Below are 17,392 nucleotides of genomic sequence, written 5' to 3'. Positions count from 1 at the left end.
CCGCTCCCTTACCGGTCCGCCAGGGCGGCCAGCACCACCTGGCAATTGTGCTGGCTATAGGCGCTGATCATTTCGCGGATCTGCGCTTTGTCCCGCGCGATCACTGCCTGCAGCAAGCCGTCGAGCACTTCGAGGAACTGGCTCATCCGGGTTTGCCGGCGCTCCAGCGCGAAGTGATAGGTACGGCTGACGGAGGGCAGGAGGTTTTCCAGGGTTTCCTGCAAATACGGATTGTCGGCGAACGGCAGCGCGGCGCTGACGATATTGAAGCCTTCGGCGACGAAACCCTGGATGTCGCCGCGATCGGCGCTGACGATCAAGCGCTGCTGAATGGCGCGGAACGGCTGCAGATCCGCCTCGACTTGCCAGCGATCGGCCACGCTATTGGCAAGCAGGATGTACAGCTCGCAGACCAGGGCATACAGATTTCGCACATTGCGCGCATTCAGCTCGCTGACCTGCGCTCCACGACGTGGCGGAATGGTGACCAGGTGACGGCGCTCAAGGAGCAGCAGCGCCTCGCGTACCGAGCCACGGCTGACGTTCAACTCCTGGGTGACTTTCAATTCCTGGATGCGCTCGCGCTCCTTCAACTCGCCGCGAATGATGCGCTGGGCGAGATGGTTGGCGATCTGCTCGACGAGGCTATCCGGGGCCTTGAAGGTCATGACTTTCCTTGATTTGGAGGGCGCGCGAGGGGCGGAGTCTACCACAGGGAATACGCCGAAAAAGATGGCGAAAGCCCCTCGCACTGGGCTTTTGAAGCCTATCCGCGACGCATGGAAAGTTTAGTAATCGGCACACTGAACATCTGAAGAATACGATTTAACCGCCAACCGTCGGCATGTGAACCTGCTGTCTGCCTGAGCCCTGTGCGGCTCGTCACGATGCGCCCCCATGCTTGATCTTGCCCTGTCCGCCCCGCCCGCCGGGACACCGAACACCCGCATTGCGGATGTCGGACGACTGCGCAAGAACAACCACCACGCTGCCTGCGCCTTACCTGCCGAGCTGACCTTCTGGGCGCTCTGGCATTGCCGTCACGCCCGCCCGCCGGATGCCACGCCACTCGCCTGAGCGCGAGCCCGCTGCCCTTCCCTACGAATGCCGATCTCCCGCGCCCTGAGCGTGGAGCTTCGGCTGAACGCCACTACGTGCATCCCGGTGCTGACGAGAACCCGCATGACCTTCGCTGACGCGCAAGAAGCCCAGGCATTCCTGGCCAAACATCCCGATATCGAAGCTTTCGAACTGTTTATTCTCGACGCCAACGGCGTGCCGCGCGGCAAGCTGCTGCACCGCGACGAGCTGCTCGCCGTGTACCAAAGCGGTCGACCGCTGCCGAGCACGATCCTCGGCCTGACCATTCACGGCGATGACGTCGAGGACTCAGGCCTGGTCTGGGAAGTCGGCGATATCGACTGCCGCGCCTATCCACTGGCCGGCAGTCTGGTGCGCCTGCCATGGCGGAAGATGCCGACCGCCGCCGTGCAGGTCAGCATGCACCCGATCGAGGGCATGCCGGCAACCATCGCCGATCCACGCCATGTGCTGATCAAGGTCATCGATGCGCTGAAGGCTGACGGCTATCACCCGGTAATGGCCTGCGAACTGGAGTTCTACCTGCTCGATCAGCAGCGCGACGCGCAAGGGCGTCCGCAGCCGGCGCTGGACCGCGATGGCGGTCGACCGCGCAGCACCCAGGTCTACGGCCTGCGCGAGCTGGAGCAGATCGAGCCGTTCCTCGCCGACCTGTACGCCGCCTGCAAGGAGCAAGGCATTCCAGCGCGCACGGCAATCTCCGAATACGCGCCGGGCCAGGTGGAAATCACCCTGGAGCACGGCGATGCGCTAGCAGCCATGGATCAGGCCGTGCGCTACAAGCGCCTGGTCAAAGGCGTCGCCCACAAGCACGGTATGCAGGCCTGCTTCATGGCCAAACCGTACGACCATCTGGCCGGTACCGGCATGCACATGCATGTCAGCCTGGCCAATGAAAACGGCACCAACCTGTTCGCCAGCGACGACCCTGCCGGCACTCCGCTGCTGCGCCTGGCCATCGGCGGCATGCTCGCCTCGCTGCTCGATTCACTGCTGCTGTTCTGTCCCAACGCCAACTCCTATCGACGCTTCCAGGCCAACAGCTATGCGCCGCTGGCGCCGACCTGGGGCGTCGACAACCGTACCGTGAGCCTGCGCATTCCGGGTGGCCCGGCCAATACCCGGCATATCGAACACCGCATCTGCGGTGCCGACGCCAACCCGTATCTGGCCGCAGCGGCGATTCTCGCCGGCATCCACCGCGGCATCCGCGACGAAATCGACCCCGGCGCGCCGGTCACTGGCAACGGCTATGCGCAGGCCACCGCCCAGAACATGGAGCTGCTGCCGACCGACTGGCTGACCTCGCTGCGCGCGCTGGAGCAGTCCAACTGGGCGAGCGAGGCGCTGGGGGCGGAATTCCTCGGCGTCTACCTGGCGGTCAAGCGTGCCGAATACCGCCAGTTCATGGCCGAAGTCGGCGAGCAGGATTGGCGCTGGTATTTAACCAATACGTGATGCGCTGTAGCCCGGATGCAATCCGGGGCAACCCCGTCCCGGATTGCATCCGGGCTACGACCTACAGACAAAGGAATACCCTCGATGACCGCTGCACTAGCCGCCGCACTCAAACCCGCCGTCCCCGCCGCCGAGCGCTGCCCGTCCTACTACAGCGCCACGCTCAACGAGGAAACCAACTACCCGCGCCTGCAGGGGCGGATCAGTGTCGACATCGCCATCATCGGCGGCGGTTTCACCGGCGTCGCCAGCGCCGTGGAACTGGCCGAGCGCGGCTACAAGGTGGCCATCGTCGAAGCCCACAAGATCGGCTGGGGCGCCACTGGGCGCAACGGCGGCCAGGTCACCGGCAGCCTGTCGGGCGACGCGGCGATGCGCAAACAGATGCGTGACAACCTCGGCGAGGAAGTCGACGACTTCATCTGGCACCTGCGCTGGCGCGGTCACCAGATCATCAAGAGTCGGGTAGAGAAGTACGGCATTCGCTGCGACCTCAAGCACGGTCACCTGCACGCGGCGATGAAGCCCAGTCACATGGACGAGCTGCGCGCCTCGCATGACGAAGCGCAGCGTCGCGGCATGAGCGATGACGTCACCCTGCTGGACCGCGACGGCATGCGTGCGCACCTCGGCAGCGACCTGTACCTCGGTGCGCTGAAGAACACCCGCAACATGCACCTGCACCCGCTCAACCTGTGCATCGGCGAAGCGAAGGCCGCGGCAAACCTCGGCGCGCTGATCTTCGAGCACTCCGAAGTACTGGAGATCGTCCATGGCGAGACGCCGGCCGTAATCACTGCCGAGGGACGCATCGATGCCAAGCAAGTGCTGCTGGCCGGCGACGTCTACCACAAGCTCGAACCCAAGCAGCTCAAGGGCAAGATTTTCCCGGCCATGGGCGGCATCGTCACCACCGCACCGCTCGGCGCGCTGGCCCGCGAGATCAACCCGCAGGACCTGGCGCTGTACGACTGCCGTTTCGTGCTCGACTATTACCGCCTGACCGCCGACGGTCGCCTGCTGTTCGGCGGTGGCGCCAATTATTCCGGGCGCGACTCGCGGGATATCGCCGGCGAGCTGCGCCCGTGCATCGAACGCACCTTCCCACAACTCAAGGGCGTGGCGATCGACTTCCAGTGGAGCTGCGCAATGGGCATCGTGATGAACCGCATCCCGCAGCTCGGCAAGCTGTCAAACAACGTCTGGTATTGCCAGGGCTACTCCGGCCACGGCATCGCCACCACCCACATCATGGGCGAGATCATGGCCAACGCGATGCACGGCGACCTGAGCCAGTTCGACACCTTCGCCGCCTGCAAGCACATCAAGGTGCCGCTCGGCGACATCTTCGGCAACCCGATGCTGGCCGCCGGCATGTGGTACTACCAGTTGCTCGAAAAACTGCGCTGAGCGGCCAGGCAATCGCCACCTCGCCCCTTCGATCGCCCATAAAAAGGCTATGCCCCAGTTACGTGTTGGGACGTCCAAGCTTGGCAGGTGATGCCCGGGGCGATGATTCGCAGGGTGGGTTAGCCGTAGGCGTAACCCACCAACTATGCAGGCTGGACGCCGCTGTCCAAGGCGGCGCTGCCGGTGGGTTACGCCGCTGCGCAGCTAACCCACCCTACAAAAGCGGTGCGCAATACTTAACGGGTACGTAGCCATAAAAAAGCCCGCAGAATCGTAAGATGGGTGGGGGCGCCTAGCCGGAGTGCAGCGATACCCATCAGGTCAAACGATGAGCCGCTCGCCCGACTTCAACCACCCAAAAACTCCTCTCTGCTTTGCTGATTGCGGAGCAGGCCTGTCAGATATACCACTCGAGCGGCGGCCCTTCGACCGCTGTACCGAGCTGCTGCATCACCTGCCTCAACGCGTGATGCCCCCTCTGTGCATCGACCAGATTGAGCGCGGCCGATTGCCGATCCAACTCACCGCAGACTTCCATCGCTTGGGGCAGGCACAGGTCGAGAGTGAAACAACTACCCAGTCCCGGCTGGCCCTGCACGCTCAGCGTGCCACCCATGGCCTGGGCCAGACGCCAACTGAGCGCCAGGCCCAGACCACTGCAGCTGCGCGCAAGCGGGTCCGGCGCCAACGCAAAGGGTTCGAATAACAGCGGCAGATCCTCCTCGGCGATGCCTACACCACTATCGCTGACCGCCAGCTGTAATTCGACGCGGGCCTTGCCGCACGGCACGGTGCGCAAGGTGACCTCAATGCGCCCGTAATCGGTGGAATTCAGCGCGTTGCTGAGCAACTGATCGACAATCTGTGTGAAGCGCCGGGGGTCGACCCAAACGTTTGACGGCACCGTGCGATCCAGGCTGCACACCAGCTCCAATCCACGCTGGAGCGCTTCAGCGCGGTAGGTCTGCACGCAGGCTTCGGTCAGTGCGCCGGCATCGACGGGCTGGCTATCCAGGCTCAACAGGCCCATCTGCAAACGCGCCAGATCGTTCAGCTCGTCACTCAAACGCAGCAACTGGGCCACCGCCTGCTGGGCCACCGGCAGGGCTTCGCGGGTCTGCACCGCCAGCACCGGCTCTTGCGAAGCCAACCGCAGTAGATCGTTCACAGCCTGCAACGGCGCCTGCAGCTCGTGGTGCATGCGCTGCAGCAACTGGTCACTCGCACGGCTGACGGCCTCGGCCTGCAGGCGAGCATTGCTGTGCTGCAGCAACTGCTCTTCGCGCTCGGTGATATCCAACGCCCCGCAGATCATGCCGAGGACGCCGCCTTGAGCATCGCGATACGGCATGCCCCAATGCTGTATCACCCGGCGCTGGCCATCGATCTGCTGGACCAGGTTGAACGAGCATGGCTCGACACGACAGATCGCCTGCTCATAGCGGCCGCGGTAGACCTCGACATCCGCCGCGGCAATCCAGCCCTGCTCCACCAGTCGCTGGCCCTGCAGCAGCTCCAGCGGCTGACCGACGGCGGCGCAGAACGCCCGATTGGCGAACAACAGGTGGCCGTCGATGTCACCGACATAGAGCTGCGCTGGCATGCCATCGATGATACCGCTCAGCCACCCGAGGGCTTCGCCGGCAGGTGCAGCACGCGCGGTGGCGGGTCTGCCGTCGTCGCCGAGCAACAATCCATCCCGGCGGGCGATCTCGGCCAACTCGACCAGCGAGCCGGCATGCAGCTTGGCCATAAGTCGAGTCTTGTAAGTGCTCACAGTCTTGAAGCTAATCGCCAGTTCATTGGCAATCGCCCGACTGCTTATGCCCTTGACGAGATGCTGCAGCACAGTGAATTCGCGGGCCGACAGCTGCGCGTGCTCCTCAGCGTGCGCTGGCTCTCTGCCCAGGGCTTCCAGTGCGATGCTCGGAAAATAGCTGCGGCCTTGCAGTACCGCGCGCACGGCGCTGCGCAGTTCGAGCAGATCGTCCTGTTTGGCGACGAAACCATCGGCACCGGCGTGCAGGCAGCGCGACGCCAGGTGGGGTGCATCACCAGTGAACACCAACACCTTGAGGCGTTCGTCATGGCTTTTCAGTCGGCGAATCAGGTCGAGGCCGCCTAGCTGCGAAATAGCAAGATCGAGGATGACCAGGTCGGGTTGCCGTTCGCGACTCATGGCCAGAGCGGTGCGGCCGTTCTCGGCCTTGCCAATCACCTCATGACCGGCAGACTCCAGCTTGAGTCGCACCGCGCGGCGAATGATCGGGTAACTGTCGACGATCAGAATGCGGCTCACGTTGGCCACCTCGCAGGTTGCATGGACTGCCGTGCCGATGGGGTTCCAGCAGCCCGAGGCATCAGTATTGCAACGGAGAATATCCACATAACGGGAGGAACAACTGGCCAATAAGCCAACTTCGGACTTCTCCTACATGTACTCAGGAATAGTCCTACAGAGTGCTGTCGCAAAAGCCAGGAAACTTAAACTGCGGTCAAGCAACGTCCGCTCTTCCGAGCACTAGTCATGAGGACTGCGCAACCTCGAGTTGTTGAACAGTCGGCTGGAGGCCAGACATCTGCGGCTGATGGGCACGTACGGCCGCGACCAGCGCAAATCGCTGCTCTGCGCTGCCCGGAACCGCGAACTGCCGTTGCTGGACATCCTCGAACCGACCTTGCAACGCGCATCGCTACGCCGTGTCCTGCTACATGTGCCGGCCGCGGCACCACCTGCCACTGAATGCTCGCCGACCTGGAACTTCGGAGTACTCCTACAACCGTTTCAGAGTGTTCCTACAGAACCGCCAAGCCCGATTGCCGAGACTTCCAGCAACGAAACCTTGCAGGAGTCTCAATAATGAAAAGCAAAACTCCGACCACCCTGTTCGAAAAATTCCGCCGCAACAAACTGGCCCAAGCCATCAGTCTGTTGCTGGCCGGCCTGTTCAGCCTGCGCGTCGCCGAGGCCGAAGCCGAAGACACCGTGGTCGCCCCGGACCAGGACGATCTCAACCTACCCTCCGCAGCTGGCCTGGATATCGGACCACAACCGACATCAGCGCTGATGAGTGCCTTGCTCGGCGCCAATCCGCCGATCGACGTCACCGGGGATAGCGGAACCGCCGTCAATGCCACGAATGGGGCGCAAGAGGCGATATCCGACAGCACCATCACCCACTCGACCCGATTGCGAGCTCTCCTGCTTTCCGGGACATCTATTGCGTTGCCAGCCGGGATTTCGGCTTATGGCAATGCGAACGATGCGCAGACCTATGAACAGACAATTGCTGATGGTGCCCCAGTTAATCAGCCGGCAATCACGATTAACGCTGGATCGGGGAATGGCGGTCTTAATATCCTCGGCTCGGGGAGTGGGACTTTTGGCTCCATGGATATTTCCACGACGTCAAACGCTGCCCATGCGATCAATATGTCAGGCGCTCCAGGCGGGACGCTCACCGATACTGGCAATCCACGAAGCCGCATAGCCACAGAGGGCGGTGGTGCGATTGGCCTGAACGTCCAGAATGCTTCTACGGTCAACCTGAGTCATGCGGATATCTCCACCCAGGGAAGATCCGGTGCCCACGGCGTGTTCGCGACGAATGGCGGCAAAATCACATTGTCCGATGTCGCGGTTTCCACCAATTTCAATGGGGGATCCACGCTCGATGCCTATGGCCATAACGTCGGTGTTTATGCCACGGGCGGCAGTACCGTCGACATGACGAACGGAACCATTAAGACCTTCGGTAATTACGTGGGCCATGGCGTCGAAGTGATGGATCAGGGTTCGCAGGTGACATTGACGAATGTGGATGTCACCACCCATGGCAATGATGGCGCGACCGGTTTTCGCCTGAACAATCGGCAGACAAGCGAAAAAACGGCAGCCACCGCAACTGGCAGCGGTTCGGCGATAATCACCGGCGGCAGTATCACGACGCTGGGTACCGGGGCTTCACATGGTATTTTCGCGGAAGATTACAGCGCGTTGACGGTTACCGATACCAAGGTGACAACCAAGGGAGCCTCTGCGCAAGGGATTTCCAGCGGTAACAATACCAGCCTTACGCTCAAGGATATCGACGTCAAAACGACAGGTGCCAGTGCCTACGGTGTTGCCATTTCGTCCGGCACGCTGAGCCTTGCCGGCGGCAAGGTCGAAACGGGCAAATTGGGCAGCAACAATGCTCCCTCTGTATTTATCCGCACGCAAAAAGTGGATGCGAACATCGATGGCGCAACCCTCATTACCAATGGCAAGAACTCTCCAGGTATCTGGGCCAGTAGCTCGGGTAGCAGCGCTGCAACCGGAGCCCTGAAAGTAAACAACACCAATATCACCATCAAGGGGGCGGAGTCGCACGGCATCGCTCTTACCACCCACCAACCGGCAACCATTACCAATACCAGCATCACCATGAATGCGGGCGGAAATACCAGCCCGGCAGCGCTTTATGTGACGGGTGCGGGTGGGGATGTGACCTTTAAAGACAGCACCATCACCACGACGTCGGCGGCGACGCGGGCTCGGGGTGTGGCGGCGTTTGGAGGGGCCAAGGCGGTAGTCGATGGAGGTTCCATCACTGTGGGTAGCGGCTCTGCCATGGGGGTTCTGGCTGCGACTGAAGCCCTGGTTGAAGTCAAGAACAATACCGCCATCACCGCCAGCGGATCATCCGCCTATGCGGTTGCTGCCAATGCCGGCGGCAAGGTCATCGTGCAGGATGCGACCATAAAAAATACGGGGGCTGCTGCCTTCACCGGGGCCGGGGGTGGACTGTACGCAAATGGCGGCGGAACGATTGAGATGGCGAAGGGTTCGGTGACGGTCACCAATACGCCTGCCGTGATCCTGAGTTCCAGTGTTGCCACGGATACCAACACGATAACCCTCGGAGAGGTTGCAGTCTCGTCGGAAAAAGGCCCGGCGATTACCAGCTCTGGCGGTACGAACGAGTTGTTGCTGAATGGGACGACCGTGGGCGGCAACGGAACATTACTCAATGTAAAAAATTTCTCCGCCACCGCACCGTCCGACTTCACCCTCACCGCGACCGGCGCAACCATGACCGGCGCGGCGCTACTGGCTGATGCGGACTCAAAGTCCAACATAATTCTGAACGCTGGGACAACATGGAATGTAACGCCTGAGTCGGATACAAAGTTCGCTTCCGTGTTGACCAACCTGACACTGAACCCGAACAGCTTGGTCGCTTTTGCCGCGCCGCAGGCGAACAATTTCCAGACCCTGACCGTCGAGGGTGACCTGAGCGGTAACGGCACCTTCGCCATGAACACCGACCTGGCCAGCGAGCAGGGCGACCTGCTGAAAGTCCTCGGCAACACCAGCGGCAGCCACAGCCTGGCGGTCGCCGACTCCGGCCGCGAGCCGGGCGCCGCGAACGGCCAACTGCTGATGGTCGATGGCAACGGCGGTGACGGTAGCTTCGCCTTGGCCGGCCGCCCTCACGTGGATGCCGGTGCGTTCCGCTACAGCCTCGAACAGCAGGGCAATGACTGGTTCCTGCGCAATACCGCGCTGGTGCCGGTCGAGCCGGTGGCCCCTATCGATCTAGTAGATCCGGTGAACCCAGTCGATCCAATTGCGCCAATCGATCCGGTGACGCCGGTGAACCCGGTCGATCCGGTGATCGATCCGATCCAGCCGCCGCACATTGACCCGGTGAGCCCGGCCACCCCCGTTGTTCCGCCCCGCATCGACCCGCGCCCGGAAACCCTCTCCGACGGTGCCAACGCCGCGCTGGGCAACCAGGCCGCCACCGCCACGCTGTGGAATGCCGAGATGAACGCCCTGGTCAAACGCCTTGGCGAACTGCGCATGGGCGAGGACAACGGCGGCGTGTGGGCACGTGGCATCGGCAAGACCTTCGAGGTCGACAACGGCGACAGCCGCGGCTTCGACCAGGACGTGCGCGGCCTGGAGATCGGCGCCGACACCGCGATTCCTATGGATGGCGGCAAGCTCTACGTCGGCGGCATGGTCGGTGCGGCCAAGTCCACGCAGGACTATGGCGACGGCGGCAGCGGCGAAATCGACAGCCAGCTGATCGGTGCCTACGCCACCTGGCTCGATGACAACGGCTACTACGTCGACACCGTGGCCAAGTACAACCGCATGGACAACGAGGTTAAGACCCTGAGCAACACCGGCGAGCGGGTCAAAGGCTCGTACGACACCGACGGTTACGGCGTCGACGTCGAAGTCGGCAAGCACATCAAGCTGCAAGACGGCTGGTTCGTCGAGCCGCAGGCCGAGCTGACCTACACCCACACCGAAGGCGCCGACTACACGGCGAGCAACGGTCTGGAGGTTGAAGCCGATGACGCCGATTCGCTGCAAGGCCGGGTCGGTGCGCTGTTCGGCAGGACCATCAAGCTCGACGGCGGCATGACCGCGCAGCCCTACGTCAAGGGGTCCTACGTGCATGAGTTCGCCGGCGACAGCACGGTCACCGTCAACGGCTACGAGCTGGACAACCAGATATCCGGCTCACGCACCGAAATCGGGTTCGGCGGCATACTGCAGATCAGCGAGAAGACCAAACTGTCGCTGGACATCGAACATGCCAAGGGCAGCCAGGTTGAAGAGCCTTGGGGCGTCAACCTCGGTGTGCGCTTCCTCTGGTAGCCGATTGGCCCAGTGACGCAAGCCCCGGCTAACCGCCGGGGCTTTTTATGGCTATGTCCCCGTTAACTGTTGCGCACCGCTTTTGTAGGGCGGGTTAGCCGCGTAGCGGCGTAACCCGCCAGCGGTGCCGACCCGAGCATCGGTGTTCAGCAGGGTCGGTGGGTTACGCCTACGGCTAACCCACCCTACGAATCATCGCCGCAGGCATCACCTAGCGGGCCTGCATGTCTCAACACGCAGCTGGGACATAGACTTTTATGGCTGCTATCCCAGCGCGCCCAGCGATACACCGAGCCGTCGCCGCGCATTTTGTCGCCCGTCCCACTGAATCACGCCCCGCCACCCGACGTAACGCCTTCACCGGGCGGCCTGCGCGCGGCTGAAAGCTCCATGCGGATACGGACTACTCCTACGAGCGGTCAGGAGCAGTCCTACAGAATCGTCCCCTCCAACTCTCGAGACTGATGGCAACCCCACTTAACGGAGAGCCGTCATGAAAAAGACCGCCTCGATTCAGTTGACCTTGCTCCAGCAGATGCACCACAACCACCTCGCCCAGGCCATCAGCCTGGTCCTGGCTGGCATGTTTAGCAGCGGCGTATTCGCCGACACCAACGTGACCACGGCCGACACCGTCGGCATCAGCACCACCGGCACCCACAACGGCGAGACCATCAAGCTCGGCGCCACCCGTACCACCGGGGTCGAGGCTGATGTGGGCGAACACATCCAGTTCGACGCCGGTCGCGTCGAGAGCAGCGCCATCAATGCCGCCCAGGCCAAGAATCAGGTCGGCCTGCATGCCAAGGATGGCGGGCACATCGCCGCCAGTGACAGCCTGGTAATTCTCGTACCGAAGACCGCGTTGGGTGTGGTCATCACCGCCAGCGACATGACTGGCGCACTGGTCGAAGCGGGCGGCCGCTTGAGCCTGCGCGAGACCTCGGTGGAGATTGGCGGCGGCGCCAAGGGCAATAACAATCTCGGTGTGTTGGTCCGCGGTGTGAAGTCCACCCTCGACATGCACGGCGGCTCGGTCAGCACCTCGTCATGGGGTGCACCCGCCATCACAGTCCGCGAGGGCGCTTCGGCAACCCTGAGCGAGGGTGCCAGCATCACCACCAGCGGCGCCCGCAGCACCACCACCGGCGGCAGCCATGGCGTAGTGGTGAGTGGCACCGGCAGCCAGTTGAGCGGTAGCGACATCACCGTAACCACCACGGGCGGGTCGGCCTATGGTGTGCGTGTCGACGACAGTGCCGTGGTCAATCTCACCAACGCCAGCGTGTCCACCGCTGGTGGCAACGGCCATGCGGTATTGGCCGACGGCACGCACAGCCGGATCGACATGACCGGCGGTTCGCTCAGCACCACCGGCAAAGGCTCGGTCGGCGCCTGGGCGCGCAATGGCGCGGCGATCAACCTCAGTGGCACCGAGGTGCGCACCAGCGGTGCGGCCATCTCCAGCACCGCGCCGGTCGACGGTGAGAAGGCGCTGAGCCTGAGCCACGGCCTGCTGGCCAGCGGCACAGGCAGCGCCATCAATGCCAAGGACTCATCCCTGCAGATCGGCGCGGGCAGCGCCAGCGCGGCCCGCGCCGAAGACGGCGCACGGATCAACCTGAGCGACAGCACCGTCACCGTCAGCGGCGGCGCCACCTCGACCACCACCACCGCCGCTCTGCATGCCCTGAACGGCGCTGTCATCGATGGCACAGGGCTGAGCGTGACCAGCAACGGCGTCAATGTCGGCGGCGCCCGTGCAGACGGCACCGACAGCCAGGTGCTGCTGAAGGACAGCACCGTCACCGTCCGTGGCGCCGGTAGCGTGGCCAACCCGGCCGCCGCGGCACGGGCGATGAACGGAGCCCGCGTCACTATCGACAACAGCCAGCTCACGGCCGAAGGCCAGTACGGGCACGGCATCTCGGTGGAAGGCGCCGGCTCGCATGCCGAGGTCAGCCGCTCCAGTATCAGTGTCGGCGGCAATCGCTCGATCGGCGTCAACATCGTTGGCGGAGCCAGCACCAAGGTCGCCGGCAGCAGCATCAGCGCCACGGCAGCTCCGGGCGCGGTCGGCCCGTTCGCTCCGGGTGTACTGGTCGAGGGCGCCAGCTCCAAGCTGCAACTGGATGACAGCGACGTGGGCACCAGCCAAGGCAGCAGCCACGGCCTGCAGGTGGGCAACGGTGGCGATGTCACCATCAACAACGGTTCGATCACCACCGGCGGCAACTATTCGACCGGGATCAGCGCCGGCAATGCGACAGTCTCCGCCAACAACGTCACCGTCACCACCCATGGCAACGACAACGCCATGGGCGTGGTGGCCAATGGCAACGCGACCATCCGCCTCAACGGCGGATCGATTACCACCACCGGCAACGGTTCACCCGTTCAGTCCAACCTGACCTTTCCTCACGCCCTGGCGTCGCGTAATCCGGGCGCGCTGTTGATCTCCGACGGCACCAGCCTGCTGACCAAGGGCTCCCAGGCCTACGGCGCGGCGGTGGACGATGGCGGCAGCATGATTCTCAAGAATCTGTCGGTGAAAACCGAAGGGCAGTATTCACGCGGTCTCTACGCCGGCATCGGCATCCTCAAACCAGGCAATGTCAGCCTGACGGCCGACAACCTGACCGTCGAGACGCTGGGCGATTACGCCACCGGCGCGCTCACCAGCCGCCAGTACAACGATGAAACGGCAACGCTGGACCTGAGCAACACCAGCATCCGCACCCATGGCTTGCAATCCCATGGCTTGCAATCGGAGTCTGGCGCCGCGCTGACCGCCAAGGACACTGTGGTGAACACTTCCGGCCTCGGCGCTCTGGGCGCCATGGCCAACAACTCGGCTACCGTCGATCTCGATGTGGTCGACATCAGCACCAGCGGCGATGCTGGCCACGGTGTGGTGGCGAAGAACGGCGGCAGCGTCACCGGCAGCGACGTGGTGGTCCGCACCAACGGCGATCAGGCCGCAGCGCTCTACGCGCAAGGCACCGACGCGCTGAAAGGCACGGTGAGTCTCGATCGCGGCGTGCTCAATAACCGCAGCGGCGCGACCATCGCCGTCGCTGGGGTCGCCGATATCGACCTGCAGAACTCCATCGTTGGCGGCAGCGGGCAATGGCTGAACGTCGACCGTTCGGTGGCGAGCAGCGGCACCAGCATTCCAGACATGGGTACCGGGCAATGGCAGGGCGTCGGCCAGTCGCTCAGCAGCGACGGCAAGGCCACCATCGACCTCGGCAACTCGCTGGTCACTGGCTCGGCCCGCACTGCCACCGGCAGCCAAGCGGACGTGGCGATGCATGACACCAGCATCTGGCAGCTGACCGGCGAATCTAACCTCAGCCGCCTGAGCAACGACCGCAGCCTGATCGACTTCAGCACGCCGGTGGGCGGTCAGTTCAAGAACCTGACGGTGAACGACTACCACGGCGCCAACGGCACCATCGCCCTGAACACCTACCTATTCGACGACGCCTCGCCGTCAGACCAGCTGGTGATCGACGGCGGCAGCGCAACTGGCAGCAGCAACCTGCAGATCAAGAACGCTGGCGGCGCCGGTGCGCTAACCACTGGCAACGGCATCAAGGTGGTGGACGCGATCAACGGCGGCAGCACCGACACCAATGCGTTCCGCCTGCTCAGCCGCGTGGTGGCCGGCCCCTACGAATACACCCTGCACCGCTCGAGCCTGGACGACAGCAACGGCGAAGCCTGGTACCTGCGCTCGACTCAGGATGCGGTACAGCCGGTCGGCCTGGTCGGCCTGGTTGATCCGGCCAATCCGGTCGGGCTGGTCGATCCGGTCGATCCGACCAACCGTACAACGCCGAGCGAGCCAGTACCGCAAGTACCCAACTACCGCCCGGAAACCTCGCTATACAGCGGCATTCCCACCCAGGCGTTGCTCTACAGCCGCGCCATGGTCGATACCCTGCACGAACGGGTCGGCGAGGAACGTCGGCGTGCCACGGTCGACCCACTGCTCGGCGAGGACGACAGTGAGTTTGGTCCGTCGCTCGGCTGGGGCCGGCTGATCTACCGCACCGGTAAGGACACCCGCGGCAGCGCCGATTACAACTACGACCTGCGCGCCTTCCAGGTGGGTGTCGACCTGTACCGCAGCGAGGACACCGACGGCAGCACTAACCAAGCCGGCCTGTCCCTGGGGCTGGGCAAGATCGACGGCGCCATCAAGCACACCAACGGCGCCTACGCCGGCGACGACGCCATGCGCGGCTACAGCCTCGGCGGCTACTGGACCCACTTCGGCCCCAGCGGCTGGTACCTGGATGGCGTGCTGCAACTGCACAAGTTCACCGCCACGGCCAACCCCGACAGCGTGGACAAGGTGAAAACCCGCGGCCACGGCGTCACCGCTTCGCTGGAAGTCGGCAAACCCTTCGTCTTCAACGAGGAGAAAGAGATCTACATCGAGCCGCAAGCTCAGGTGATCGTCACCAAGATCAAGCTGCAGGACACCCATGACGCCGCAGCCGACGTGCGCTTCGACGACGTCGACTCGCTGACCGGACGCCTCGGCGTGCGCATCGACCGCGACTGGTTCCGCACCGATGACAAGGGTGAAATCCATCGCACCAATGGCTGGGTACGCCCGAGCGTCTGGCACGAATTCAAGGGCCAGCCGAAGACTGAGTTCTCCTCGACCGATGGCTACGTACCTTTCGCCGTCGACATGAGCGGCACCTGGGGCGAGGTCAATCTGGGGGTCGACTACGAGTACAACGCACGGACCACGCTTACCGGCTCGCTCGGTTACCAGAAGGCTTTCGATGGCGACAGCCGCAGCTACGAAGGCATGCTCGGCATCAAGGTCAAATTCTGAGTCGGCACCAGGCGGCCGCAGTTCAACAGAAGTCTGTTGGGCTGCGGCCGTCGGCGCGTTTCACAGCGACGCCTCCGCGGCGACGATCCGCACCACCGCACGGGTACCAACACCCAGTTCACTGTGCAGTTCCAGGCTGCCGTCCATGGCCTCGGCCAAGCGACGACAGAGGGCCAGACCTAGTCCAGTGTCGCCGCGCGCAATACCCGCCTGATCGGGGATCAAGCTGAATGGCTCAAACAGCATTGGCTGGTCCTCGACGGCAATCCCCACCCCGCTGTCGATTACTTCCAGGGTCAACTCGACCTGCGCCTTTCCTAGCGGATCGCTGCGTAGCGACACCGTGACCCGCCCCTGCGGTGTGTATTTCAGGGCGTTGCCGAGCAGCTTGCGCAGAATCTGAGTAAAACGCCGCGCGTCCAACCACAGCCCGGCGATCTGCACAGTGTCTAATTCGCAATGCAGGGCCAGGCCGCGCCGCTGAGCTTCAGCTTCGAATTCCTGCACGCACGCCGCGACCAACGCGCGCGCGTCGGTCGCCTTCGGCTCCAGGCTCAAGCGGCCGCGTTCGAGGCCAACCAGATCGCCGAGATCGGTGCTCAGGCGCAACAGCCCCAGGGTTATCTTCTCAGCGCGCTCCAGTGAACCCCTGGCGCGCTCGCTGAGCGACGCCTCGCCATGCAACTGTCGCAGGTTGTTGCCCAGCGCGCCCAACGGCACATAGAGGATCGAGCTCAGGCGCTCGAGAAAGTGTGTCTTCGCCCGATTACCTGCCTCGGCCTGCTGCCGCGCCTCACTCAGTGCGCGCAGTTGATCTACGCGCTCGGTGACATCCACGCCGCCGCAAATCATGCCGACCAGTTGGCCGTTAACGTCCCGGTAGGGCACCCCCCAGTGCTGGAACATGCGACTCTGGCCGCGGTAGTCGATCAGCACATCCAGCGTGTAGGGTTCCGCGCGCCGAATGGCCTCCAAGAAGCGCGCCTTGCTCTGCGACTTGCGCTCCTCGCTGACAATCCCCAAATCGAAGATGCGCCGACCGCGCATCTCCTCCAGACTCAGTCCAGCAAAGTCGCAGAAAGCCTGGTTACAGAACAGCAGGCTGCCCTGCAGGTCGCACACGTAGGTGCGCAACGGCATCACATCGAGGATTTGTTGCAGTAGGCTGTCACCGGCCGATGACACCACCGGCGCGGCAGGCTCGTTGCTGTCAGCCAGCAGGCCATGGCGACGGGCAATATCAGCCAGCTCGACCACCGAACTCGCATGCAGCTTCTGCAGCAGCCGTACCTTGTAGGTGCTGACGGTCTTGAAACTGATGGCCATCTGTTCGGCGATCGCCAGGTTGGACAGGCCGTTGACCAGGTACTGCAGCACGCTGAACTCCCGCGGCGAGAGCTGCTGCAGTTCGCCCTCATCGGAGTCGGCGCGGCTGTCGAGTTCCAGCAAGGCTTCACGGGGAAAGTAGGTACGCCCTTGTCGCAACGCCTGCAGGGCGGTCTTGAGCTCCTGCGGATCGACCCGCTTGCTGACGAAACCATCAGCGCCGGCCTGCATGCAGCGCGCAGCCATATAGCCGACGTCCCCATCGCTGTAGACCAGGATCTTTAGCGCCTGACTGAGATTCTTCAGCCGCCGGACCAGCTCCAGTCCGCCGGGCTGCGTGATGGCCAGGTCGATAACCATCAGGTCAGGCGCTGTCTCGCGGAACAGCCGCAGTGCGTCACGGCCGTTGTCGGCCTCGCCCACCACCTCGTGCCCCTCTTTCTCCAGCTTGATGCGCATGGATCGGCGAATGATCGGATAACTGTCGACCAGAATGAACCTGCTCACTTCTACGCTCCTGTACCGCTGGAAACCTCCATTGCGGTAATAGCCTAGACCACGATGCCGGCAGCACCCGTCGA

At 63.3% G+C, this 17,392-nt stretch carries 7 protein-coding genes and 2 pseudogenes; 5 read left to right on the top strand and 4 right to left on the bottom strand.

The genetic code is table 11. The annotated features are described in order from the left end of the window. Window positions 1–8: 8 nt before the first annotated feature. Window positions 9–668, bottom strand: coding sequence for a GntR family transcriptional regulator (locus NVV93_RS08035; RefSeq protein WP_258253903.1), 660 nt, complete (start codon window positions 666–668; stop codon window positions 9–11). Between the two features lie 229 nt (window positions 669–897). On the opposite strand from NVV93_RS08035, the gene NVV93_RS08030 reads away from it, so the two are divergent. The 3 genes from NVV93_RS08030 (at window position 898) to NVV93_RS08020 (ending at window position 3,969) form a co-directional block, all read left to right on the top strand. Then, the gene (locus tag NVV93_RS08030; protein ID WP_258253902.1) at window positions 898–1,077 is read left to right on the top strand and encodes a hypothetical protein; all 180 of its coding nucleotides are present in this window, start codon (window positions 898–900) and stop codon (window positions 1,075–1,077) included. Window positions 1,078–1,182: 105 nt separating this feature from the next. Beyond that, the gene (locus tag NVV93_RS08025; RefSeq protein ID WP_258253901.1) at window positions 1,183–2,559 is read left to right on the top strand and encodes a glutamine synthetase family protein; all 1,377 of its coding nucleotides are present in this window, start codon (window positions 1,183–1,185) and stop codon (window positions 2,557–2,559) included. Window positions 2,560–2,643: 84 nt separating this feature from the next. After that, window positions 2,644–3,969 (top strand): FAD-binding oxidoreductase, encoded by a 1,326-nt coding sequence (locus NVV93_RS08020; RefSeq protein ID WP_258253900.1) that lies wholly within the window; start codon window positions 2,644–2,646, stop codon window positions 3,967–3,969. 397 nt (window positions 3,970–4,366) lie between these two features. Here NVV93_RS08020 and NVV93_RS20180 read toward each other — a convergent pair. Continuing rightward, a pseudogene (locus NVV93_RS20180) lies at window positions 4,367–5,536 on the bottom strand (sensor histidine kinase); the annotation flags it as partial. A 120-nt stretch (window positions 5,537–5,656) separates the two neighbouring features. Further along, window positions 5,657–6,268 (bottom strand): annotated as a pseudogene (locus NVV93_RS20175) (response regulator); the annotation flags it as partial. A 561-nt stretch (window positions 6,269–6,829) separates the two neighbouring features. Between NVV93_RS20175 and NVV93_RS08010 the strand changes: the two are divergent. Together NVV93_RS08010 and NVV93_RS08005 are read left to right on the top strand one after the other, a co-directional pair. Beyond that, window positions 6,830–10,627, top strand: a complete 3,798-nt coding sequence (locus NVV93_RS08010) for an autotransporter outer membrane beta-barrel domain-containing protein (RefSeq protein WP_258253898.1) — start codon at window positions 6,830–6,832, stop codon at window positions 10,625–10,627. Between the two features lie 493 nt (window positions 10,628–11,120). Then, complete coding sequence (locus NVV93_RS08005) at window positions 11,121–15,485, top strand: autotransporter outer membrane beta-barrel domain-containing protein (protein WP_258253897.1); 4,365 nt, start codon at window positions 11,121–11,123, stop codon at window positions 15,483–15,485. A 60-nt stretch (window positions 15,486–15,545) separates the two neighbouring features. Here the strand turns inward: NVV93_RS08005 and NVV93_RS08000 are convergent, their stop codons facing one another. Continuing rightward, window positions 15,546–17,318, bottom strand: a complete 1,773-nt coding sequence (locus tag NVV93_RS08000) for an ATP-binding protein (RefSeq protein ID WP_258253896.1) — start codon at window positions 17,316–17,318, stop codon at window positions 15,546–15,548. Between the last annotated feature and the right edge of the window lie 74 nt (window positions 17,319–17,392).

The sequence above is a fragment of the Pseudomonas sp. LS44 genome (assembly GCF_024730785.1).
Lineage (GTDB): Bacteria > Pseudomonadota > Gammaproteobacteria > Pseudomonadales > Pseudomonadaceae > Aquipseudomonas.
This window is presented reverse-complemented; position numbering and strand designations above follow the sequence as displayed.

Coding starts and splice junctions, on each gene's coding strand:
- NVV93_RS08010 (WP_258253898.1), top strand. CDS start 6,830: ATGAAAAGCAAAACTCCGACCACCCTGTTCGAAAAATTCCGCCGCAAC.
- NVV93_RS08035 (WP_258253903.1), bottom strand. CDS start 668: ATGACCTTCAAGGCCCCGGATAGCCTCGTCGAGCAGATCGCCAACCAT.
- NVV93_RS08020 (WP_258253900.1), top strand. CDS start 2,644: ATGACCGCTGCACTAGCCGCCGCACTCAAACCCGCCGTCCCCGCCGCC.
- NVV93_RS08025 (WP_258253901.1), top strand. CDS start 1,183: ATGACCTTCGCTGACGCGCAAGAAGCCCAGGCATTCCTGGCCAAACAT.
- NVV93_RS08005 (WP_258253897.1), top strand. CDS start 11,121: ATGAAAAAGACCGCCTCGATTCAGTTGACCTTGCTCCAGCAGATGCAC.
- NVV93_RS08030 (WP_258253902.1), top strand. CDS start 898: ATGCTTGATCTTGCCCTGTCCGCCCCGCCCGCCGGGACACCGAACACC.